Genomic DNA, 19,391 nt, shown 5'->3' on the forward strand with positions numbered 1-19,391 from the left:
GGGGGGAAGACCTATATTCTATGAATTGTAAGCGCATTCTGAAAACGTATAATTAAAGTTGTCACCAGGAGAAATTAGAAGCATAAGCGATTAGCCAAAAAGGGGAGGCATAACAACATGCACAAAACGGCAAAACGTTCAGCAGCAGCCGCTGCGGCCGGTGTATTAGCACTCACACTGGCACTGACAGGCTGTGGATCAAGCAATAATACCAGCAGCACAGGTACCAAGGATACCGCCACTGGAGGAAACGCCAGCCCGGCAGCAGCCGGAGACGACACGGCTCCGGTAACGTTCTCGGTATTCATGAACGGTCCCGGACAACAGCCAACGCCTGACAATAAGATTCTGAAGCTGATTAAGGACGAGACTGGAATCAGCTTCAACCAGGAATTCCTGGTCGGCGATCTGCAGCAGAAGCTGGGTGTCATGATTGCCGGAGGCGACTACCCGGACATCCTGTCGGGTGACGACAAATTAATCAACGCCAAGGCGTACATTCCGCTTGAGGATCTGATTGAGAAATACGCTCCCAACCTGAAGAAGCATTATGGTGCGGTCTGGAACCAGATCAAGGATGAGAGTGACGGACATATCTATGTACTGCCAAGCTATGGCGTCTATCAAGGTAAAATTACCGAGCCTACTTATCAGGGACCAGGCTTCTGGCTGCAAAAAGGTGTGCTTGAGGAAATGGGCTACCCTACTCCCAAGACCCTGGATGAGTATTTCGATATCATTGCCAAATATAAAGAAAAACACCCGGACATGATCGGGTTCGAATCACTCAACTTTGACTGGCGCGTGTTCCCGCTGCAGAATCCCCCAGAGCATCTGTCGGGGCATCCGAATGACGGGGCCGTTATTGTAGATAACAATGTAGCACAGATTTTTGCCGACAAGGATATCTCCAAGACCTATTACAAAAAGCTTAATGAGATTAACGCTCAAGGCTTGATGGATAAAGAAGCCTTCGTCCAGAACTATGACCAGTATCTGGCCAAAGTAGCAAGCGGTAAGGTCATCGGGATGTTCGACCAGCACTGGAACTTCCAGGACGGCGAGAAATCTCTGATCTCCCAAGGCAAGCTGGAAAATACGTATATCGGCTTCCCTCTGCTCTATCCGGGCGCAGAAGAATGGTATCGTGACCGCGGAGCGGTCGGTACCAACCGCGGATTCGGAATTTCGATCAATGCCAAGGACCCTGTCCGCATTATCAAATTCTGGGATAAGATGATTACCGAGGATTGGCAGAAGACGCTTCAATGGGGCGTGAAAGGCGAAGATTATGAAGTGAACGCAGACGGCTCCTTCTACCGTACACCTGAGCAACGGGCCAATGCAGATCAGACCAGCTGGCAGGTTGCTAACAAAATCTCAGGGATGTTCGGTTACATGCCTAAGATTCAAGGTACGTACAGCGACGGTAACGCAGCAGATGCCGGTACACAGCCTCAGGAATTCTTCGACAGCCTGAAGCCTTACGACCAGAAGATTCTGAAGGCGTACAACAAGAAATCATGGTCCGAATTCTTCAAGGAACCAAAAGAAAACAATATCTACTTCCCTGCGTATTCCATCGTGCTTAAGGATGGTTCACCTGCACAGCTCGCACAGTCCAAACTGAATGACCTCATGATTAAGTATTTGCCGAAAGCCATTATGGCCAGCCCTGCTGAGTTCGACGGCGTGTGGCAGGATTATGTGGACAGAATCCACAAGCTGGACATCAAGGCCTATGAAGACCGGATGAATGAAGGCATTCAGCAGCGTATCGAAAAATGGAGCGTTAAATAAACCATTCAATACAGAAGTAGGAGCGGGAAATGCTGTTTCCCGCTCTTCCTAAATAGGACTGCGTGAATAGGACAACGTGGAGAGAATGATTTTTACAGGAGGGAATACAACATGTCTGATGCCGTACTGGACAAACAGGTCAAAAAACAGAAGACCCGAAAAAGCAAAATCGATCCGGAAATCGGTGTGGAACTCAGCTGGAAAACACTGAAAACACAGAAACAGCTTATTTTTATGTCCGTGCCCATTGCACTCTATCTGATAATCTTCAACTATGTTCCCATCTGGGGCTGGCTTATGGCCTTTCAGAATTACCGCCCGGCGGTGTCCTTCGGCCAGCAGGAATGGGTAGGCTTGCAGCAGTTCAAGTTTTTATTCTCTGATGATACCTTTATGCTGGTGCTTCGCAATACCATTGCGATGAGTTTTATCAACCTTGTACTGGGTACGGTTACGGCTATCGGTTTGGCTCTGCTGCTGAATGAGATCAAGCTCAAGTTCTTCAAGCGCGCGGTTCAGTCGATTTCTTATTTGCCGCACTTTCTGTCCATGGTTATCGCTGCGGGGATTGTGTCCACTTCACTCTCCATCGATGGCGGGATTGTCAATGTCGTTCTAATGAAGCTTCACCTGATTAAAGATCCGATTATGTGGCTGAGTGAAGGGAAATACTTCTGGGGCATTATCGGGGCATCGAACGTGTGGAAAGAGGTGGGCTGGGGGACGATTATCTATCTGGCTGCTATTACCTCCATCGATCCTTCCCTGTACGAGGCAGCTTCCATTGACGGCGCGAAACGTTTTCAAAAGATGCGTTATATCACGCTTCCGGGAATTAAGGCTACATTCGTTATTTTGCTGATTATGAACATTGGACATATTCTCGATGCCGGCTTCGAGCTTCAATATCTGCTGGGCAACGGACTTACGGTGGACTATTCGCAAACCATTGATATCTTTGTAGTGAAGTATGGTCTGGCTATGGGGAACTACTCGCTGGCTACGGCGGCAGGGATCTTCAAAACGATTGTCAGTGTCATTCTCGTATTCATCGCAAACAATGTCGCAAAACGCCTCGGCGAAGAGCGATTACTATAGAGGAGGAAGCCCATATGAAAGCCGGGACCAAAGGTTCAAGCCGGATTGAGCCGGTTGTATTTCATACATTCAACACGATATTTATGCTCTTTGTGGTTACTGTCACGCTCTATCCGTTCCTCCAGACGCTGGCGGTATCTTTCAATGACGGCAGTGACACGCTTACCGGGGGAATCTACCTCTGGCCCCGTGTATGGACGCTGGAGAATTACCGGGCGGTCTTTATATCAGGAACGATCTATCATGCCGCATTTATCTCGGTCTCCCGTACGATTATCTCAACGGTGCTCGGTGTATTCCTTACAACAATGCTCGCTTATGCACTGGCGCAGCCGCAATATATTTTCCGCAAAAAGATCGGCCTGCTGTTCATCCTGACCATGTACTTCAACGCCGGGCTGATTCCGAACTACTTCCTGATCAAGAATATGGGCCTGCTGCATAACTTCATGGTCTATATCCTGCCGAGTCTGGTGAGTGCGTTCAACCTGATTATCATGCGGACGTATATCCGCGGGCTTCCGTTCAGCCTTACCGAATCGGCGAAGATTGACGGGGCGGGAGAATTCAGGATTTTCTGGAAAATCATCTTCCCGCTCTGTACGCCTGTACTGGCAACTGTCGCACTGTTCATTGCGGTAGGCTCATGGAATTCCTGGTTTGACACATTCCTGTATGCCTCCTCGGATATCAAGCTCAGCACGCTGCAATACGAAATGATGAAGATGCTCGGCTCCATTATGAGTGCGAACAATGATCCGTCGATGCTGGCGGGAGGCCAGAACAATCAGGTCCAGTCGCTGGTTACGCCAGCCTCCATGCGTTCAGCCATTACGATCGTTACAGCAGTTCCGATTCTGTTCGTCTACCCTTTCTTGCAGAAGTATTTCGTGGTAGGATTGAACCTGGGTAGCGTAAAAGAGTAATTGTCACTACGTATTATATAAGGAAAATATGTATACTATAACCGTTTCGGGTACAGCCGAAGCGGTTTCTCCTGTTCCATCACGGGGAGTCCTGCCGGGCTCCAACTACTTATATAAAGATGGTGATTCCATGCTTAAGGTACTGTTTGCCGACGATGAGCCGATTATGCTGGAGGGGCTGCGCTTTCTGGTCGACTGGAAGGCACTCAACTATGAAGTATGCGGCGAGGCGCTGGACGGGGAGGATGCGCTGCAGCTGATTCACAACACCCGTCCTGATCTGGTCATCACCGATGTGCGCATGCCGGTCATTGACGGCCTTGAGCTCATTCGAAGAGCCTCTGAAGGCGATTGCCGTCCGAAGTTTATTATTTTTAGCGGCTATGCTGACTTTGAGTATGCCAAGCGGGCTCTGAAATACGGAGTCTCCAACTATTTGACCAAGCCTCTGGATGAAAAGGAGCTGACGGAGGCGCTCCATACAGTAACCGAACAGATTCTTAAAGAACACAAGGCCTCCTCGCGGCGTGACGCGCTCTCGGCTCTGATGCAGGAGGATACGGTATCCCGGCTCCTGATGCGGGAGAATTCGCAGGAGGAGCAGGAGAAGGGCCTGAATATGCTGGGGATCGGCCCTGCCTTCCGGCTATGCTGTGTCCTGGTCCATGGAGCCGCGCCGGACAGCCTGCAAATGCGTAAGCAGGTCGCCGCCATGAGCGGCAAGGAGCCGCTGCGCGGCATTTCAGTCTATCCGTTCACCGCAGGCAGCGGGAAGCACGGGTATCTGCTGGTGTCACCCCAGGAAGGGCCGGGGCTTGACCGGACACTGCTTACCCGGTGGATGGAGGAGATGCGGCCGCTGTACACCACGCCGGTCTTTTTCGCGGCAAGTCTCCAGCATCAGGGCAAGGAGGCTCTGAATACGGCATACCGTGAGGCGCTGGCTGCTGAGCTGTGCAGGCACGATACCACGGGCGGCGAGGCCGCCGGCTTCTTCGAGAAGCAGGATAAGACGCAGATGGCCATGCTTCCGGCAGAGCTGAGACGTTCGCTGCTGCAATCTGTCACCGAAGGGAAGGCTGAACATCTTACTGCGCAGCTTGGCGAGGTGTTCAAGATTTTCTCGGCGGAGGTGGCTTCGAGCTCCTGGATCGATGCTTTTCTGGCCAATATCAAAGCAGAGCTGCTACGTGAAATTACCGCCAGAGGGGGAGACTATGCACAGTGGGTGCAGAAATGGTTCCCGTCACGGCATACGGCCAATTGTCTGCCGCTGCTTGAGCGTCAGATCGAGGAGGAGCTGTGTGAGGCTGCCGAGTGGTTCGCAGCGGCTGCGGACGGCAGGGCGGAGGATCAGATCGTGGCCGCAGCGATCGAGTATGTCCGCGGGCATTATCAGGAGAAGCTGAAGCTGCAGGATATTGCGAAGCATCTGCATGTGAATTCCGCCTACCTGGGGCAACGGTTCAAGAAACACTACGGCAGCTCTTTTAACGACTATCTTCATGAATTCCGCATTGAAGAAGCCAAGAAGCTGCTGCGCCGGACCGATATGGGGATTTCCGATATCTCAAGCAGAGTGGGCTATTCAGACGCTGATGTGTTCGCCGCCAAGTTCAAGGCGCTTAACGGAGTTACACCTTCCGTGTACAAGAAGAGTTGATTCAGGAGGAAGGAGGGGGCGTGCATGAAGAATAACCGGAAGCCATCTGCCTTCATCAATGATATTCCGCTTAAATACAAGTTTTTGTTTATCTACTTACTGTGTGTGCTCGTCCCTATACTTAGCATCAATGCCCTCTTTTATGTGCAGATCAGCCGTAATGTGGAGGCACGGGAGAGGGAGAATCTGGAGATATCAGTAGACCGGGTGGCCTATGACCTGATGCAGATCGTGAACGAATGCGTGGCGATCAGCAACACGGTGGCTGCGGACCGGCCCTATATGGAAATGATGGATTACGCCTACCCGGATAATGAGGCATATTATGATGCCTATAATGATTCACTGAAGGATAAGCTGCGGCAGTACAGCACGCTCCACTCCTATATTTCCTGGATGGGGATATACACCTCTAATCCGACGATCCAGAATGGCAACAGCTACTTCATTCTATCGTACGCGGATAAGCAGAGTGAATGGTACCGCAAAATCTCAAGCAGTACAGGTAAGGTGCTGCTGACTTCTTATCAGGGAACCAACCCGCTGAATCCGCCGCAGCAGGAGGTGCTGGTCAGCCTGATCCGCAAGCTGGATAACTTCACGGGCCAGCCCTACACGAAATATCTGAGGATTGATCTGCGGCTGAGCAATGTACAGGAGCTGTTCCAGAAGGAGCGTGACTATCTGGATTTCAAGCTGCTGGACGAGAAGAACCGGGTTGTGCTGGACTCGAACCGTTCCTTCTCCTCGCTGGATGCGAGTGCCCTGCTGAATGTGGACACCAGCCTTGACCAGCCGCCCAAGCAGATTGTCCGGGCGCTGAGCAGTGCGGCCTACACCAAGGGCTGGCGGCTGGTCGGAACGCCGGAAGGGCGCAAGATCAACCATGAGATGGAACGCGCGCTCAGGAACTCGCTGATTCTGGTGCTGCTGACGATCATCATTCCCACTCTGCTCATGATCGTGATTATACGCTCCTACAATCTGCGGGTACGGCTGCTCTACAAGCATATGAAGCTGGTCAAATATGAACAATTCGAGAGCATTGATATGTATGAGGGGAAGGATGAGATCGGCGGTCTGATCCGCAGCTTCAATCTGATGACCGGCAAAATCCGCAATCTGATCAATGATGTCTACAAGCTGGAGATCCAGAAGAAGGATCTGGAGCTGGAGCGGGTACGGGCGGAGCTGAAATATCTGGAGAGTCAGGTAGACCCTCATTTCCTTTTTAATACGCTTAATGCGATCCTGGTCATCTGTAAGAAGTATAAATATGAACAGGTTACCGATGTCATCCGCAATCTGGCCCTGATTATGCGCAGGCTGCTGAGCTGGAAGGATGATCTGATTACGGTGGAGGAGGAGGTATCCTTCATCGAGATGTATCTGCAGATTGAGAAGTTCCGCTTCCAGAACCGGTTCTCTTATGTGCTGGATATTGCGCCTGAGGTGCTGAACTGCCGGATTCCCAAGATGAGTATACAGGCTCTGGTGGAGAATTCCTGCAAGCATGGCCTGCAATCGGTCAAATGGGCCAGGGAAATTCACGTGTCCGCTTCGCGCAATGAGACAGGTCTGCTGATTGTGGTGACTGATAACGGCAAAGGAATCGAGAAGGAGAAGCTGGAATGGATCAAGTCCCATCTGGAGACAGAGGAGGATACAGGACAGAATGTTGGCCTCCGCAATGTGTATAAACGCCTCATGCTGTACTATAACGGCAGAGCCGAGTTCAGTATTGAGAGCACCGAATACGAACGGACGGTCATCACCATCCAGATTCCGGGGGACCTGAGTCTGGTTCCGGGAGAGGAGGGTGCTCATGTATAAAGTAGTGCTTGCAGATGATGAGACGATTGCCTTAGAGGGGCTGCAGACACTGACCGACTGGGAGGAGCTGGGCTTCGAGGTATGCGGCGCCTGTGAGAACGGGGAGGAAGCGCTGGCTGCCATTATACGAAGCTCGCCCGATCTTGTGATTACGGATATCCGCATGCCCGAGATTGACGGGCTTGAGCTGATCCGGCGCGTACGCAGCCTTGATATGGAGCAGCCGGTCTTCATCGTGCTCAGCGGCTACGGCGAATTTGAATATGCCAGAACAGCCATCCGTTACGGGGTAAGGCATTACCTGCTGAAGCCGGTTATGGATGCGGAATGGGATAAGCTGCTTACAGACATTACGGATGAGCTGGAGCTGCGCCTTAAGCAGACCATGCAGCAGAGTATGCTGTCCAGCCGTCTGCTGCCGCTTGCCATTGCGCGCATGCTTGAGGGACACTGGGCAGAGCCGGATGAGGAAGCTGCTGAGCAGATGGACCGCCTGGATGAGGCGGCTTCGGGGTGGACGTATGTGCATGTGGAGGGCAACAGCAGCCGGATTACGGAGCTGTGCCGGGAGCTGGCCGGACCGGCCGGTGCGTTGCTCATTGATCTGCCCGGGGATCAGGCCGGGCTGGTCGTGGAGAGCTCGGGGGCGGCGGCAGGGCTGGCGGAGCAGCTATACGCCGGGCTGACCCATAGCGGAGTAAAGGGTTCGGTCAGCATCGGGCCAAGTGTGCGGTCTCTCCGCGAGCTGCCGGTCTCCTACCGCGAAGCGGCAGACGCTGCGGCCCGCCACTACTTCTATTCGGACGGGTGCGGTCCGGTGGATTCGGCCAGTGAAGCCGAGGGACACGTGAATTACACGCTTCCTTCCGCAGAGCTGATTGAAGAGATCATCAGCGCAGTGGAGCGGCTGCAGGAGCATAAGGCTGCGGAGAAGCTGGGCGAATTGTTCCGCAGGTTCAAGGAGAACCGGACAGATCCGGGAGTCGTCCAGATGACGGGCATGGATATCATGCTGCGGAGCATGGAGCTGCTGAAAGAATTCGGGGGCGCGGACGATCAGTGGATCGGCACGCTTGATTTTTTCAGAACCGAGCCGAGGTCCCTGGAAGCTCTGCAGGTCACCCTGGAGACGGCGCTCTCCACCAGTATGAACTATATCCGCCAGCACAAGGAGCGTAACTCCGAGCATCCGCTGACCCGCGTGGAATGCTTCCTGCGGGATCATTATTCGGAGCATCTGACGGTGAAAGAGATTGCAGAGCATTTCTATATCAATCCGGTGTATCTGGGCCAGGCCTTCATCAAAAAGCACGGCATCAGCATTCTGGAGTACATTCATAATTTGCGGATCGAAGCAGCCAAGAAGCGGCTGATTGACACTCACGATACGGTCAGAAGCATTGTGGAGAGCGTCGGTTACGTGCACTATCATCACTTCTTAAGAGAGTTCGAGAAACGGACCGCACTCAAGCCGGTGGCCTTCCGGGAACAGGCCCAGTCCGGACAAGGATAGGGTATCCATTTATTTATTAGGGTCCAAGTCTTTACTATGGTGATGGAAAACGCATACAAATGCGTTATGATAGAGAGAGTTGTCCAAAAATGTTATCAACTACAGGAGGTTAGCAAAGATGAAGCAAGCGAGCAGCGAAATTCCTGCATTACATGAGATGTTCCGGGAGGCCTTCAAGATAGGGGCTGCCGTCAGTACTGGCATTATAGCTGCCCAGGGTCCTTTCATTGCCAAGCATTACAACAGCATTACCGCCGAGAATGAGATGAAGCCGGCTCTGGTTCAGCCGCAGGAAGGGGAGTTCACCTTCGAGGCTGCGGACGGTATCTTCGAATTCGCAGAGACACACGGGATCGGTGTCCGGGGGCATACGCTTCTGTGGCATAACCAGACCGGAGACTGGATGTTCAAGGATGCGGAAGGCGGAGCCTGCAGCAGAGAGCAATTGCTTGCCCGCCTGCAAACCCACATTAACACGGTAGTGGGCCGTTACCGGGGACGGGCCTATGCCTGGGATGTAGTGAATGAAGCGATTGAGGATAAAACAGACCAGTACCTGCGGGATACGCGGTGGCTTGAGATCATCGGCGAGGATTATCTCCGTCAGGCCTTTGAAATGGCACATCAGGCAGATCCTGACGCGCTGCTGTTCTACAACGACTATAATGAGACCGATCCTGTCAAAAGCGGAAAAATCTACAAGCTCGTGCGCAGCCTGCTGGACCAGAATACGCCGATTCACGGGATCGGAATGCAGGGACATTGGAATATCTACGGCCCTTCCATTGAGGAAATTCGTAGTGCCCTTAAGCTCTACGCATCGCTGGGGCTTAAGATCCACATTACCGAGCTGGATCTCTCCGTGTTCCGTCATGACGACAAGCGCACGGATTTGAAAGCGCCAACAGCTGAAATGCTGAAGCTTCAGGAGGAGCGGTATGCCGAGATCTTTGCCCTGCTGCTGGAATTCAAGGACTCTATTGATTCGGTAACCTTCTGGGGCGTGGCTGACGATTATACCTGGCTGGACGGCTTCCCCGTCCGGGGACGCAAGAACTGGCCGTTCCTGTTCGATGAGCAGAAGCAGCCGAAGGCTTCATTCGCCCGGCTGGCTGAGCTGGCTGCGCCGCAATCCTAATACTATCTGAAGCTGGACATCTTACTAAATCTGGAGGGAATCATATGACTATTCAACTGAAGCAGGCTACCGGCAAGGTACCGCCAAGCGGCAATCCGCTGGTGGCACACAGGTACGGAGCCGATCCTTATGCCCTGGTATTCGGAGACAGAGTCTATCTGTACATGACCAATGACGCGCTGGAATATGATGAGAACGGTGTGGTGAAGGAGAACTCCTACAGCAGCATTAATACGATTACTGTAATCTCGTCCGCTGACCTGGTGAACTGGACCGATCATGGTCCGATAGCCGTAGCCGGACCGGAGGGTGCAGCGAAGTGGGCAACCCAGTCCTGGGCACCGGCAGCACTTCATACCGTAATTAACGGTAAGGACAAGTTCTTCCTCTACTTCGCCAATAATGCCAGCGGCATCGGCGTTCTGTCGGGTGACAGTCCGGTGGGTCCATGGGTGGACCCGATCGGGGAGGCACTGATTCTGCGCTCCACGCCTGGGGTAGAGGATGTGACCTGGCTATTCGACCCGGCAGTGCTGTTGGACGACGACGGCAAGGGGTATATCTACTTCGGAGGCGGCGTCCCGGAAGGACAGTTCGCCGAGCCGGGCACAGCACGGGTGATGCCGCTGGGTGAGGACATGACCAGTGTGGTCGGGACAGCCAAAGTGATTCCGGCCCCGTTCATGTTCGAGGATGCCGGAATCCATAAGTGGAACGGAGTCTACTATTATACCTACTGCTCGAACTTCTATGACGGGCAGCGGCCGGAAGGCAGCCCTCCTGCGGGAGAGATCGCTTATATGACGAGTGACAGTCCAATGGGCCCATGGAGTTATCAGGGGACGATTCTGAAGAATCCGGGACATTTCTTCGGCGTCTCCGGGAATAACCATCATGCGGTCTTCCAGTTCCATGACAGCTGGTATATTGCTTATCACGCCCAGACCTTGTCCAAGGCCCAAGGGATTGCGAACGGCTACCGCTCCACCCATCTTAACCGCCTGACTCATCATGAGGACAGGTCCATTCCCGAGATTCATGCGGATTACGAAGGCGTGCAGCAGCTTGCAACGTTGAACCCGTATGAACGGATTCCGGCGGCAACGATGGGCTGGAGCGCGGGAGTGAAGACGGAATTCCTTACTGCCGGAGGCGTGCAGGCGGTTACGGATATTGAGCAAGGCGGCTGGATCGGACTATCCGGGGTAGACTTCGGCAGCGGAGCTGAGTCGTTCCAAGTCTCGGTCCTGAGCCTGGAAGCGGGCGGCGTGCTGGAGCTGCATTTGGATGAGCCAGCGGGTCCGGTTATCGGCAGACTGACGGTTCCGGCGGCGGACGGCTCGCAGGAATGGGTGGAATTGAAGACAGAGGTCCAGGGAGCGGAGGGAGTTCACAACCTCTATCTGGTGTTCACAGGAGAGAGCGATAAGGGCTTGTTCAAGCTGGCTGCCTGGCAGTTCACACCACAGCATAACTAACATCAAGGGGGCGGGCAATTTGAATACAGCCAGAATTACCAATCCAGTGATATGGGCAGATGTCCCGGATGTGGATGTCATCCGGGTCGGCCCGGTGTTCTATATGGTCAGTACCAGCATGCACTCCATGCCGGGCTGCCCGATTATGAAATCGGTGAATCTGAAGGACTGGGAGATAGTGGCTTACGTCTATGACACCTTCGAGGACAACGAGGCCCACCGGCTGGAGGACGGCAAAGGCATCTATGCCAGCGGCTCGTGGGCGGCATCGTTGCGTCACAAGAACGGGACCTTCTATGTATGCTTCTCCTCCAATGACATGGATCAGTTCTATATCTACCAGACCCGGAATATTGAGCATGGGCCATGGGAGCGTTCGGTTATTCCGGGGCTGTACCATGACCCGGCGCTGCTGCTGGATGATGACGGCCGCAATTACGTGATCTACGGGAACGGGGATATCCGGGTCCGGGAGCTGACAGCGGATCTGACGGCTGTGAAGCCCGGCGGAACGGATCAGCTGCTGCTGGAAGGCGAGCGGAAGGACATCATGCTGCGGATGGAAGGCTGTCACGCCCATAAGCGGGACGGCTACTACTTCCTCTTTTTCATTGAATGGCCGTCGGCGGGGAATCAGCGCAGGCGCCAGCTATGCTACCGCTCCCGGGAGCTGCTGGGTCCATATGAGCACAGGGTTGTTCTGGATGATGATCTGGGCTACCGCAATAACGGGGTGGCGCAAGGCGGGCTGGTGGATACAGAGGAAGGAGACTGGTACGCTGTACTGTTCCAGGATCACGGGGCGGTTGGACGTATTCCCTGCGTGTTCCCTGTGACCTGGGAGAACGACTGGCCGGTGATCGGGGATGGCGGCAAGGCTCCGGTGTCCTTCGGGACGAAGCTTCCCGCCGGGGAGCCGAAGGCGCTTGTGATCAGCGATGAGTTCGAGTATGCGGAGAACCGGCTGGCGCTTCAGTGGCAATGGAACCATAATCCCGATAACGGGCTATGGTCGGTTAACGAGCGGCCGGGCTGTCTGCGTCTGCGTACAGGCCGGACGGCAGACAGTGTCCTGACGGCGCGCAATACGCTGACCCAGCGGACGGAGGGTCCGGCTTGCAGTGCCGAGACGCTGCTGTATCTGGGCGGCATGAACGAAGGGGACCGGGCCGGCATGGTTGCTCTCCAGTCCGGGTACGGCACGGTTGAGGTTGCCGCCGGAGAGCAGGGACAGTTCACCGTGGAGATGTGTATCCAGGGTGACGATGGCGTTGAAGTGGTGGAGAGTATCCCATTCGCAGGGGAGCGCATCTCCCTCAGGATTGATTTCAACTTCAAGGATGGTGTGGATGAAGCCAGGTTCTTCTATTCAGGGGATGGTGAGGTGTGGCATTCCATTGGTCAGACCCTGCATATGAAATACACACTGGATCATTTCATGGGCTACCGGATTGGCTTGTTCAATTATGCGACCCGGCAGACGGGCGGCTATGCCGATTTCGGTTATTTCCGTTATCACAGAGAGGATTAAGCCCGGGTCTGGAAATGGGAAGCATATTCGCTGGGTGTCATCGATGTATGCTGCTTGAATATTCTTCCAAAATACGTCAGGCCCGTGAACCCGACTCTGAAGGCAACCTCCTGAATTGAATACCGGCGAAGCTGGAGCAGGCGGCTGGCCTCATGCACCCGCAGCATGTTCACATATTCGATTAAGGTCTTGCCGGTATTCTTTTTGAACAGATGACAAAAGTAGTTGGGGGTCACACAGCAGATCCGTGCGGCCTCCTCCACAGTCAGCGGTTCATGGAAATGGTTGCTAAGGTGAATCAGCAGGGGCTGGATGCCCGTCTCCTGCCGGTCTTTTTTGGAAGGCGGTACTGTGAACTCTGCCAGGGGATAAGCTAGACCCAGGGAAGAGAACAGGCCGCCTTTGATACATAATTCGAACCCGGGGCTCTTGCTCTGGTAGCTGTAGATAATCTGTTCAACGCATCCTCTGATCTGGCGGGTAATCGGCTGATCCCTCCCATAGAAGGAGGGCAGCCGGATCTCACCGGAGAGCAGCGGCCGGATATGCTGAAGCTCAGTCAGGTCCCGCATGCCGTTCAGCAGCGCTTCGTTGTAGACAACCGCATATAGCTCACTGCCATCCTCTGTCGGGTAGGCCGCATGAATCTGCGGACGGCTGACGAAGGCAAGCTCGCCCTGCACCAGCTCTCTGGAGTGGGGGCCGACCTGGACGCGGAAGCGGCCCTTGGTCACGAGAATCCATTCGAGATGGTCATGCCAATGAGGCGGAATAATACTGCGGTCCGGAAAGCAGATATGAAATACATTGATGGGAAACAGGCCCTCGGGAATTTCCGTGTGCTCTTTTTTCCATGGATAAGGCTTGTCCTCGAACGCTTCACTCATCTTATTCCCTCCACACAATCGTAATATCGTATGATAGATGCGTACTTTTATGTATAGTATAGCGGCTTTGCACTATTTATAATGTGGTTGCAACCTTATTATAGAACTGTTGGAGGGATCGCGCTATGTTTCGTGAAGAGAATGGCAGACTGATCAGAGAATATGACCATGAGAGAGTCTGGATAGAGCCTTGGGGAGAGCATTCGCTGCGTATCCGGGCTTCGTATGCGGAGATTACCGATGAGCAGTGGGCGCTTCTGCCTGCTGTGCAGACGCTGAGTCATATATCGATTACCCCAGAGCGTGCGAGCATTATGAACGGGAATATCCGGGCGGAAATAACGGACAAGGGTCAGATCTTCTTCTATAACCAGCACGGCAAGCTGCTCCTTAACGAGACGGAGGATACGTATCAGTTAAAATATGGCGGGAGAGAACTGGCGGCGGTTCCGGGGAGCAGTGATTTCTCCGTGAAGCTCCGGCTGGAGGCGGACCCGCAAGAGAAGCTGTACGGCATGGGGCAATACCAGCATTCTTTTCTGAATCTGAAGGGCTGCTCGCTGGAGCTGACGCACCGCAACAGCCAGATCAGCATTCCGTTCGTGCTGTCCAGCGCTGGTTACGGGTTCCTGTGGCATAATCCGGCGATCGGACAGGCGCATTTCAGCCTGAATGTGACCGAATGGACAGCCCCGTCGACCAAGCAGCTGGATTATTGGATCACCGCCGGTGACTCGCCTGCCGAGATCGAGGAGGCTTATGCCAAGGCTACGGGAACTGTGCCGATGATGCCGGAGTATGGTATGGGGTTCTGGCAATGCAAGCTCCGCTACCGTACGCAGGAGGAATTGCTGGATGTGGCGAGGGAGCATAAACGGCGCGGGCTGCCAATCGACGTCATCGTCATTGATTTCTTCCACTGGACGAATCAGGGGGACTGGCGGTTTGACCCGGAATATTGGCCCGATCCTGAGGCGATGGTGCAGGAGCTGCAGGAGCTGGGCATTGAGCTGATGGTCTCGGTCTGGCCGACTGTCCAGACGGAGAGCGAGAATTATAAGGAGATGCTGGAAAAAGGATACCTGCTGCGCTCAGACCGCGGCGTGCGGACGCAATTCCAGTTCCTCGGCCAGAACGCCATCTTCGATGCGACGAATCCGGAGGCCCGCAAGTTCCTGTGGGGACTGATTAAGCAGAATTATTATGATAAAGGAATCAAGGTCTTCTGGCTCGATGAGGCGGAGCCGGAGCTGACGGTCTATGACCATGATATCTATCGTTATCATATCGGCTCCAGCAAGCAGATCGGCAATATCTACCCCATGAAATACAGCCAGACCTTCTATGACGGTATGGCGGCTGAAGGCCAGGAGAATATTATCAATCTGGTCCGTACCGCCTGGGCGGGCAGCCAGCGCTACGGGGCGCTCGTATGGTCCGGAGATATTCACTCCAGCTTCAAGGTGCTCAGCATCCAGGTGCGGGCCGGACTGAATATGGCCGTGGCCGGGATTCCATGGTGGACCACCGATATCGGCGGCTTCCACGGCGGTAATTCGGCAGACGCTTCCTTCCGGGAGCTGATGGTCCGCTGGTTCCAGTACGGCGCGTTCTCTCCGGTGTTCAGGCTGCACGGGGACCGTTCCCCTTTTGTTCAGCCCACCGGAACGCGGGGCGGGGGCGTATGCGGAAGCGGCTCGGATAATGAAGTGTGGAGCTACGGGGATGAGGCGTATGTCATCTTCAAGGAGTTCATGCAGATGCGGGAGCGGCTGAAGCCGTATATCCGCGGGCTGATGCAGGCGGCACATGAGAAGGGCACGCCGCCTATGCGTCCATTGTTCTATGATTTCCCACAGGACCCGGCGGCCTGGGATATCGAGGACCAGTATATGTTCGGTCCCGATCTGCTGGTTGCCCCGGTGCTGGGCGAGGGTGAACGGGCTCGCAACGTGTACCTGCCGTCCGGCTCAGAGTGGACCCATGTCTATACCGGCACTGCCTATGCCGGCGGACAGGCTATTACGGTCGATGCGCCGCTTACGCAGATTCCGCTGTTTGTGCGGGACGGTGCCGTGCTGCCGGTGCTTGGCGGGGCGGAGGAGTAAGTAACTCCTCACAGGCTCACAACGGAATAAATTAAACAGAGCAGCGATTCTCCTGATAGTGGAGGGTCGCTGCTCTGCTATGTGGACCAAATGTATGCTAAAAACCGAACACATTGGGCCGGCGTGGGGCGTGAGAGCGGAATGTAATCGGAAAACCGATTACATTTGGCTAGGCGGAGGCGCGAGGATGGAATGTAATCGAAAAACCGATTACATTTGGCTAGGCGGAGGCGCGAGGATGGAATGTAGTCGAAAAACCGATTACATTTGGTTTGGCGGAGGCGCGAGGATGGAATGTAGTCGAAAAACCGATTACATTTGGCGTGGCAGAGGCGCGAGGATGGAATGTAATCGAAAAACCGATTACATTTGGCGTGGCAGAGGCGCGAGGATGGAATGTAGTCGAAAAACCGATTACATTGGGCGTGGCAGAGGCGCGAGGATGGAATGTAATCGAAAAACCGATTACATTGGGCGGCGGCGAGAGAGTGTCCATAGTTGGAGCAACGATGTATTCACATTTCCACATACCCTTTGCCATACTCCTAACTAACTCCCACCTTAGCCTCATCTAACTCCGACCCTATTACACTCCCGCTATTCCCCCTTCCGAATCAGCGGTTGCTTGGAAGCCAGACGCTCCCGGTAGGCGCGGGGGGAGAAGCCGGTCAGCTGGCGGAACTGGCGGCAGAAATGCTCGACATTGGCGTAGCCGCAGAGAGCGGCGATCTCGGCGATTTTGTGCTGGCCGAAGCCCAGCTTCTCCTTGGCCAGCCGGATCCGGCATTGAATGACATCCTCCATGCAGGAGATGCCGAAGGCGGATTTGTAGATGGTCTGGAGGTAGCCGGTGCTGATGTGCAGATACCCGGCCATCGAGGATACAGTCCAAGGGTGGCCCGGATTGCTGTACAGCGTCTTGCGCAGCTCCAGCAGATTATAATACTGCGGTGTCAGCTTGTCCTGGGACGCTTCGGACAGCTTGTTGAACAAGAGACGGAACAGGTAGTCAATGGACAGCTCTCGGTAATCGTTCTGGAACGAGTTCTCCAGCGTCAGCAGCTGGAACAGCTGATGGCAATACCCGGGATCGGGCAGGGAGAACGGGCTGCCCAGCGGCAGGACGCTTTCGGTGATATACGATTCATCCGCATCGAAACGGACCCAGTCGTTGACATACCTCCGGGAGCAGGCGCGGTAATAGATATTGTGCCCTGGAGGATACAAAGCGACAGAGTGAGCGGGAAACTCCTTCAATTCACCGCCCACTTCAAACACCGCCGGAGTCTGGGTCAGGACAAGAAGCCAGGCGTCCAGTCCTTCGGGGATACTGTAGACGAAATTGGCCGGATGTGCGGCATCGTATTCCACGTAGTGAATTGTGGGCATGGGCTTCTCCTTTCTGCGGATAGATCAATTAATGGTCAGTAAATATCATTGTTAGTAGATTAGTGAATCTCTATAATTTGTAGTGGATATAAGAGTGAATTCGAAGATTAACCGAACAGTGCGTGATTATTGTTATTAGTAATTATCAATATGAAGGAAGGTTATGGAACAATGATACCACAACAAAACGAAGATCGGAAAGATATCCTTTGCTATACAAGACAGCCGCAGGAGGATATCGTGTATGCATCGAAGCTGGCTTATAGTATGCACCTGGCTTACAAGACGGAGAGGGGCCAGTATCAGGCATTGAATCATAACTCGGGTGTTCTGTTCGCCAAGGCGACGGAGAATGAGGATGGGACACTCCGGGCCAAAAGCCTGAAGCAGCCGTATCTCTTCTACCTGGCAGACGGTAATTTCGGCGTCCTTGCCGTGCGCACCGAGGCAGACGGTGAAGCGGATGACCAAAGCAAGGGGAAGGTACTGCTATTCTCTTCGGCCGATCTGCTGCAATACAGTGAGATTGGACTGCTGGAGCTTAAGGCAGACACTCATGTAAGCGATGTCTCCTGCACCTATGACCCGCAGCGCAGCGGTTACCTGATCCGCTGGATCGACGGGCAGGGTCAGGGCTACGAGAATTTCACTGCCGACATCATGAGTCTTACGAATGTCTCAGCACCGGTGGAGGCGGAGCCGTTCACGCTGGAAGCGGTGCAGGCGGAGATCGAGGGAATCCAGCCGCGTAATGTGATCGCTGTCTCCGCCGGGATCGCCCGCAGACTCTTCTGCAAGCTTACGGTGCCGGAGAACATTGCTGTCGTGGTACCGGACCGTGTGAATGCGGCATCGGTGGAGGATGTGAAGGCAGTCCGGGCAACGGCCCTTTACAGTGATGGGACGCAGGCTGCCAAAAGAGTCCATTGGAACACGGATGCCATTAACTGGGACGAGGCCGGAACCTACAGCATCTCCGGTGAGATCCATCAGGATCATTTTCCATTCCCGATTGCACTTAACCGTGCGGACCCTTGCATTACACGGTGGAAGGGAAAATATTATTTCATTGCGACTAATGATGCGGATAAGGAACATACGTTGTATATGAGGGAAGCCGATACGATTCCCGGGCTGGTAACAGCCGGGGAAGCCCTGATCCTCGATTCCTCCACATATGAAGAGATTGGCGGCCTGCTGTGGGCGCCGGAATTTCATATCATTGAAGACGAGCTGTATATTTTCCATGCCGCAACACCCGGCGAGTTCTTCCACGAGGAATCGCATGTGATGAAGCTGAGCCCGGGCGGGAATCCCATGAATGCTGCGGACTGGTCCAAGCCCTGCCGGGTAGTGAAGAAGGACGGCAGTTATCTGTGCGAGGCAGGCAAGACGATCTCTCTGGATATGACGGTCATCCGCTGGAACGGCCAGCTCTATGCCGCATGGTCGGAGCGCCAATTCCTGCCGGTGGATCTGGGAGCCTGGGTCTATATCGCTACCATAGACCCCCAGGAGCCGTGGAAGCTGACCAGTGATCCGGTGCTGCTGACCCGGCCGGATTACGGCTGGGCCAATAACCATACGTTCGTGGATGAAGGTCCGTTCGCGCTGTACACCGATGATAAGCTGTATGTGACTTTTGCCAGCGCAGCGGTGGATGCTACTTATGTTGTCGGTCTGCTGACCGCAGACAAGGGGGCTGATCTGCTGGATATCAAGAGCTGGACCAAGGGCAATTATCCGCTGCTGACCTCCAGAAGCGTGCCGGGGGAATACGGGCCGGGTCATAATTCCTACGTGACGGACGAGGACGGGCTGATCTGGAACGCCTACCACGCCAGACCGGGAATCGAGGGACCGCGATGCTCCGGCCTGCGCCGCGTGCATTTTGACATTGATGGTGCTCCCGTTCTGGATCTTACCGAGGAGAAGGACCTGAATCCGGGGCTGAAGCACGTATCCATGGAAGTCATCGTAGGCTAGACGCCTGGCCCGACTAACCCTATAATATTCCTTGTCATCCG

At 54.2% G+C, this 19,391-nt stretch carries 13 protein-coding genes; 11 read left to right on the top strand and 2 right to left on the bottom strand.

The window, feature by feature from the left end:
- The first annotated feature begins 117 nt into the window (after window positions 1-117).
- The 9 genes from MKX51_RS10675 to MKX51_RS10715 all read left to right on the top strand — a co-directional run bounded on the left by MKX51_RS10675 (window position 118) and on the right by MKX51_RS10715 (window position 12,980).
- Window positions 118-1,800 carry an extracellular solute-binding protein gene (locus MKX51_RS10675; protein ID WP_340992320.1) on the top strand — a complete coding sequence of 561 codons (1,683 nt, stop codon included), beginning with the start codon at window positions 118-120 and terminating at the stop codon, window positions 1,798-1,800.
- A gap of 111 nt (window positions 1,801-1,911) precedes the next feature.
- Window positions 1,912-2,898, top strand: coding sequence for an ABC transporter permease (locus MKX51_RS10680; protein WP_036693453.1), 987 nt, complete (start codon window positions 1,912-1,914; stop codon window positions 2,896-2,898).
- A gap of 14 nt (window positions 2,899-2,912) precedes the next feature.
- The gene (locus MKX51_RS10685) at window positions 2,913-3,824 is read left to right on the top strand and encodes a carbohydrate ABC transporter permease (RefSeq protein ID WP_036724944.1); all 912 of its coding nucleotides are present in this window, start codon (window positions 2,913-2,915) and stop codon (window positions 3,822-3,824) included.
- Window positions 3,825-3,954: 130 nt separating this feature from the next.
- A complete protein-coding gene (locus MKX51_RS10690) occupies window positions 3,955-5,487 on the top strand; it encodes a response regulator transcription factor (RefSeq protein WP_340992321.1) in 1,533 nt (510 codons plus the stop codon).
- A gap of 24 nt (window positions 5,488-5,511) precedes the next feature.
- Entirely contained in the window at window positions 5,512-7,320 is a 1,809-nt protein-coding gene (locus MKX51_RS10695) for a sensor histidine kinase (protein ID WP_340941766.1), read from the top strand.
- On the top strand, window positions 7,313-8,833 hold the full coding sequence (locus MKX51_RS10700) for a response regulator (protein ID WP_340992322.1): 1,521 nt from the start codon (window positions 7,313-7,315) through the stop codon (window positions 8,831-8,833). The genes MKX51_RS10695 and MKX51_RS10700 overlap by 8 nt, the downstream gene beginning before the upstream one ends.
- A gap of 118 nt (window positions 8,834-8,951) precedes the next feature.
- Window positions 8,952-9,971, top strand: coding sequence for an endo-1,4-beta-xylanase (locus MKX51_RS10705; RefSeq protein WP_340992323.1), 1,020 nt, complete (start codon window positions 8,952-8,954; stop codon window positions 9,969-9,971).
- A 44-nt stretch (window positions 9,972-10,015) separates the two neighbouring features.
- Window positions 10,016-11,449, top strand: a complete 1,434-nt coding sequence (locus MKX51_RS10710; protein WP_340992324.1) for a glycoside hydrolase family 43 protein — start codon at window positions 10,016-10,018, stop codon at window positions 11,447-11,449.
- A 19-nt stretch (window positions 11,450-11,468) separates the two neighbouring features.
- Window positions 11,469-12,980 (top strand): glycoside hydrolase family 43 protein, encoded by a 1,512-nt coding sequence (locus MKX51_RS10715; protein ID WP_340992325.1) that lies wholly within the window; start codon window positions 11,469-11,471, stop codon window positions 12,978-12,980.
- Here the strand turns inward: MKX51_RS10715 and MKX51_RS10720 are convergent.
- Complete coding sequence (locus MKX51_RS10720) at window positions 12,977-13,867, bottom strand: helix-turn-helix transcriptional regulator (RefSeq protein WP_340992326.1); 891 nt, start codon at window positions 13,865-13,867, stop codon at window positions 12,977-12,979. The two genes, MKX51_RS10715 and MKX51_RS10720, sit on opposite strands and share 4 nt — an antisense overlap.
- Before the next feature lie 125 nt (window positions 13,868-13,992).
- Between MKX51_RS10720 and MKX51_RS10725 the strand changes: the two genes are divergently transcribed.
- Window positions 13,993-15,975 carry a glycoside hydrolase family 31 protein gene (locus MKX51_RS10725; RefSeq protein WP_340992327.1) on the top strand — a complete coding sequence of 661 codons (1,983 nt, stop codon included), beginning with the start codon at window positions 13,993-13,995 and terminating at the stop codon, window positions 15,973-15,975.
- Window positions 15,976-16,572: 597 nt separating this feature from the next.
- On the opposite strand, the gene MKX51_RS10730 is transcribed toward MKX51_RS10725, so the two are convergent.
- A complete protein-coding gene (locus MKX51_RS10730) occupies window positions 16,573-17,364 on the bottom strand; it encodes a helix-turn-helix transcriptional regulator (protein WP_340941755.1) in 792 nt (263 codons plus the stop codon).
- A gap of 240 nt (window positions 17,365-17,604) precedes the next feature.
- On the opposite strand from MKX51_RS10730, the gene MKX51_RS10735 reads away from it, so the two are divergent.
- The gene (locus MKX51_RS10735; protein WP_340992328.1) at window positions 17,605-19,350 is read left to right on the top strand and encodes a family 43 glycosylhydrolase; all 1,746 of its coding nucleotides are present in this window, start codon (window positions 17,605-17,607) and stop codon (window positions 19,348-19,350) included.
- Window positions 19,351-19,391 lie beyond the last annotated feature (41 nt).

Source organism: Paenibacillus sp. FSL M7-0420 (assembly GCF_038002345.1).
In the GTDB taxonomy this organism is placed as follows: domain Bacteria; phylum Bacillota; class Bacilli; order Paenibacillales; family Paenibacillaceae; genus Paenibacillus_AQ.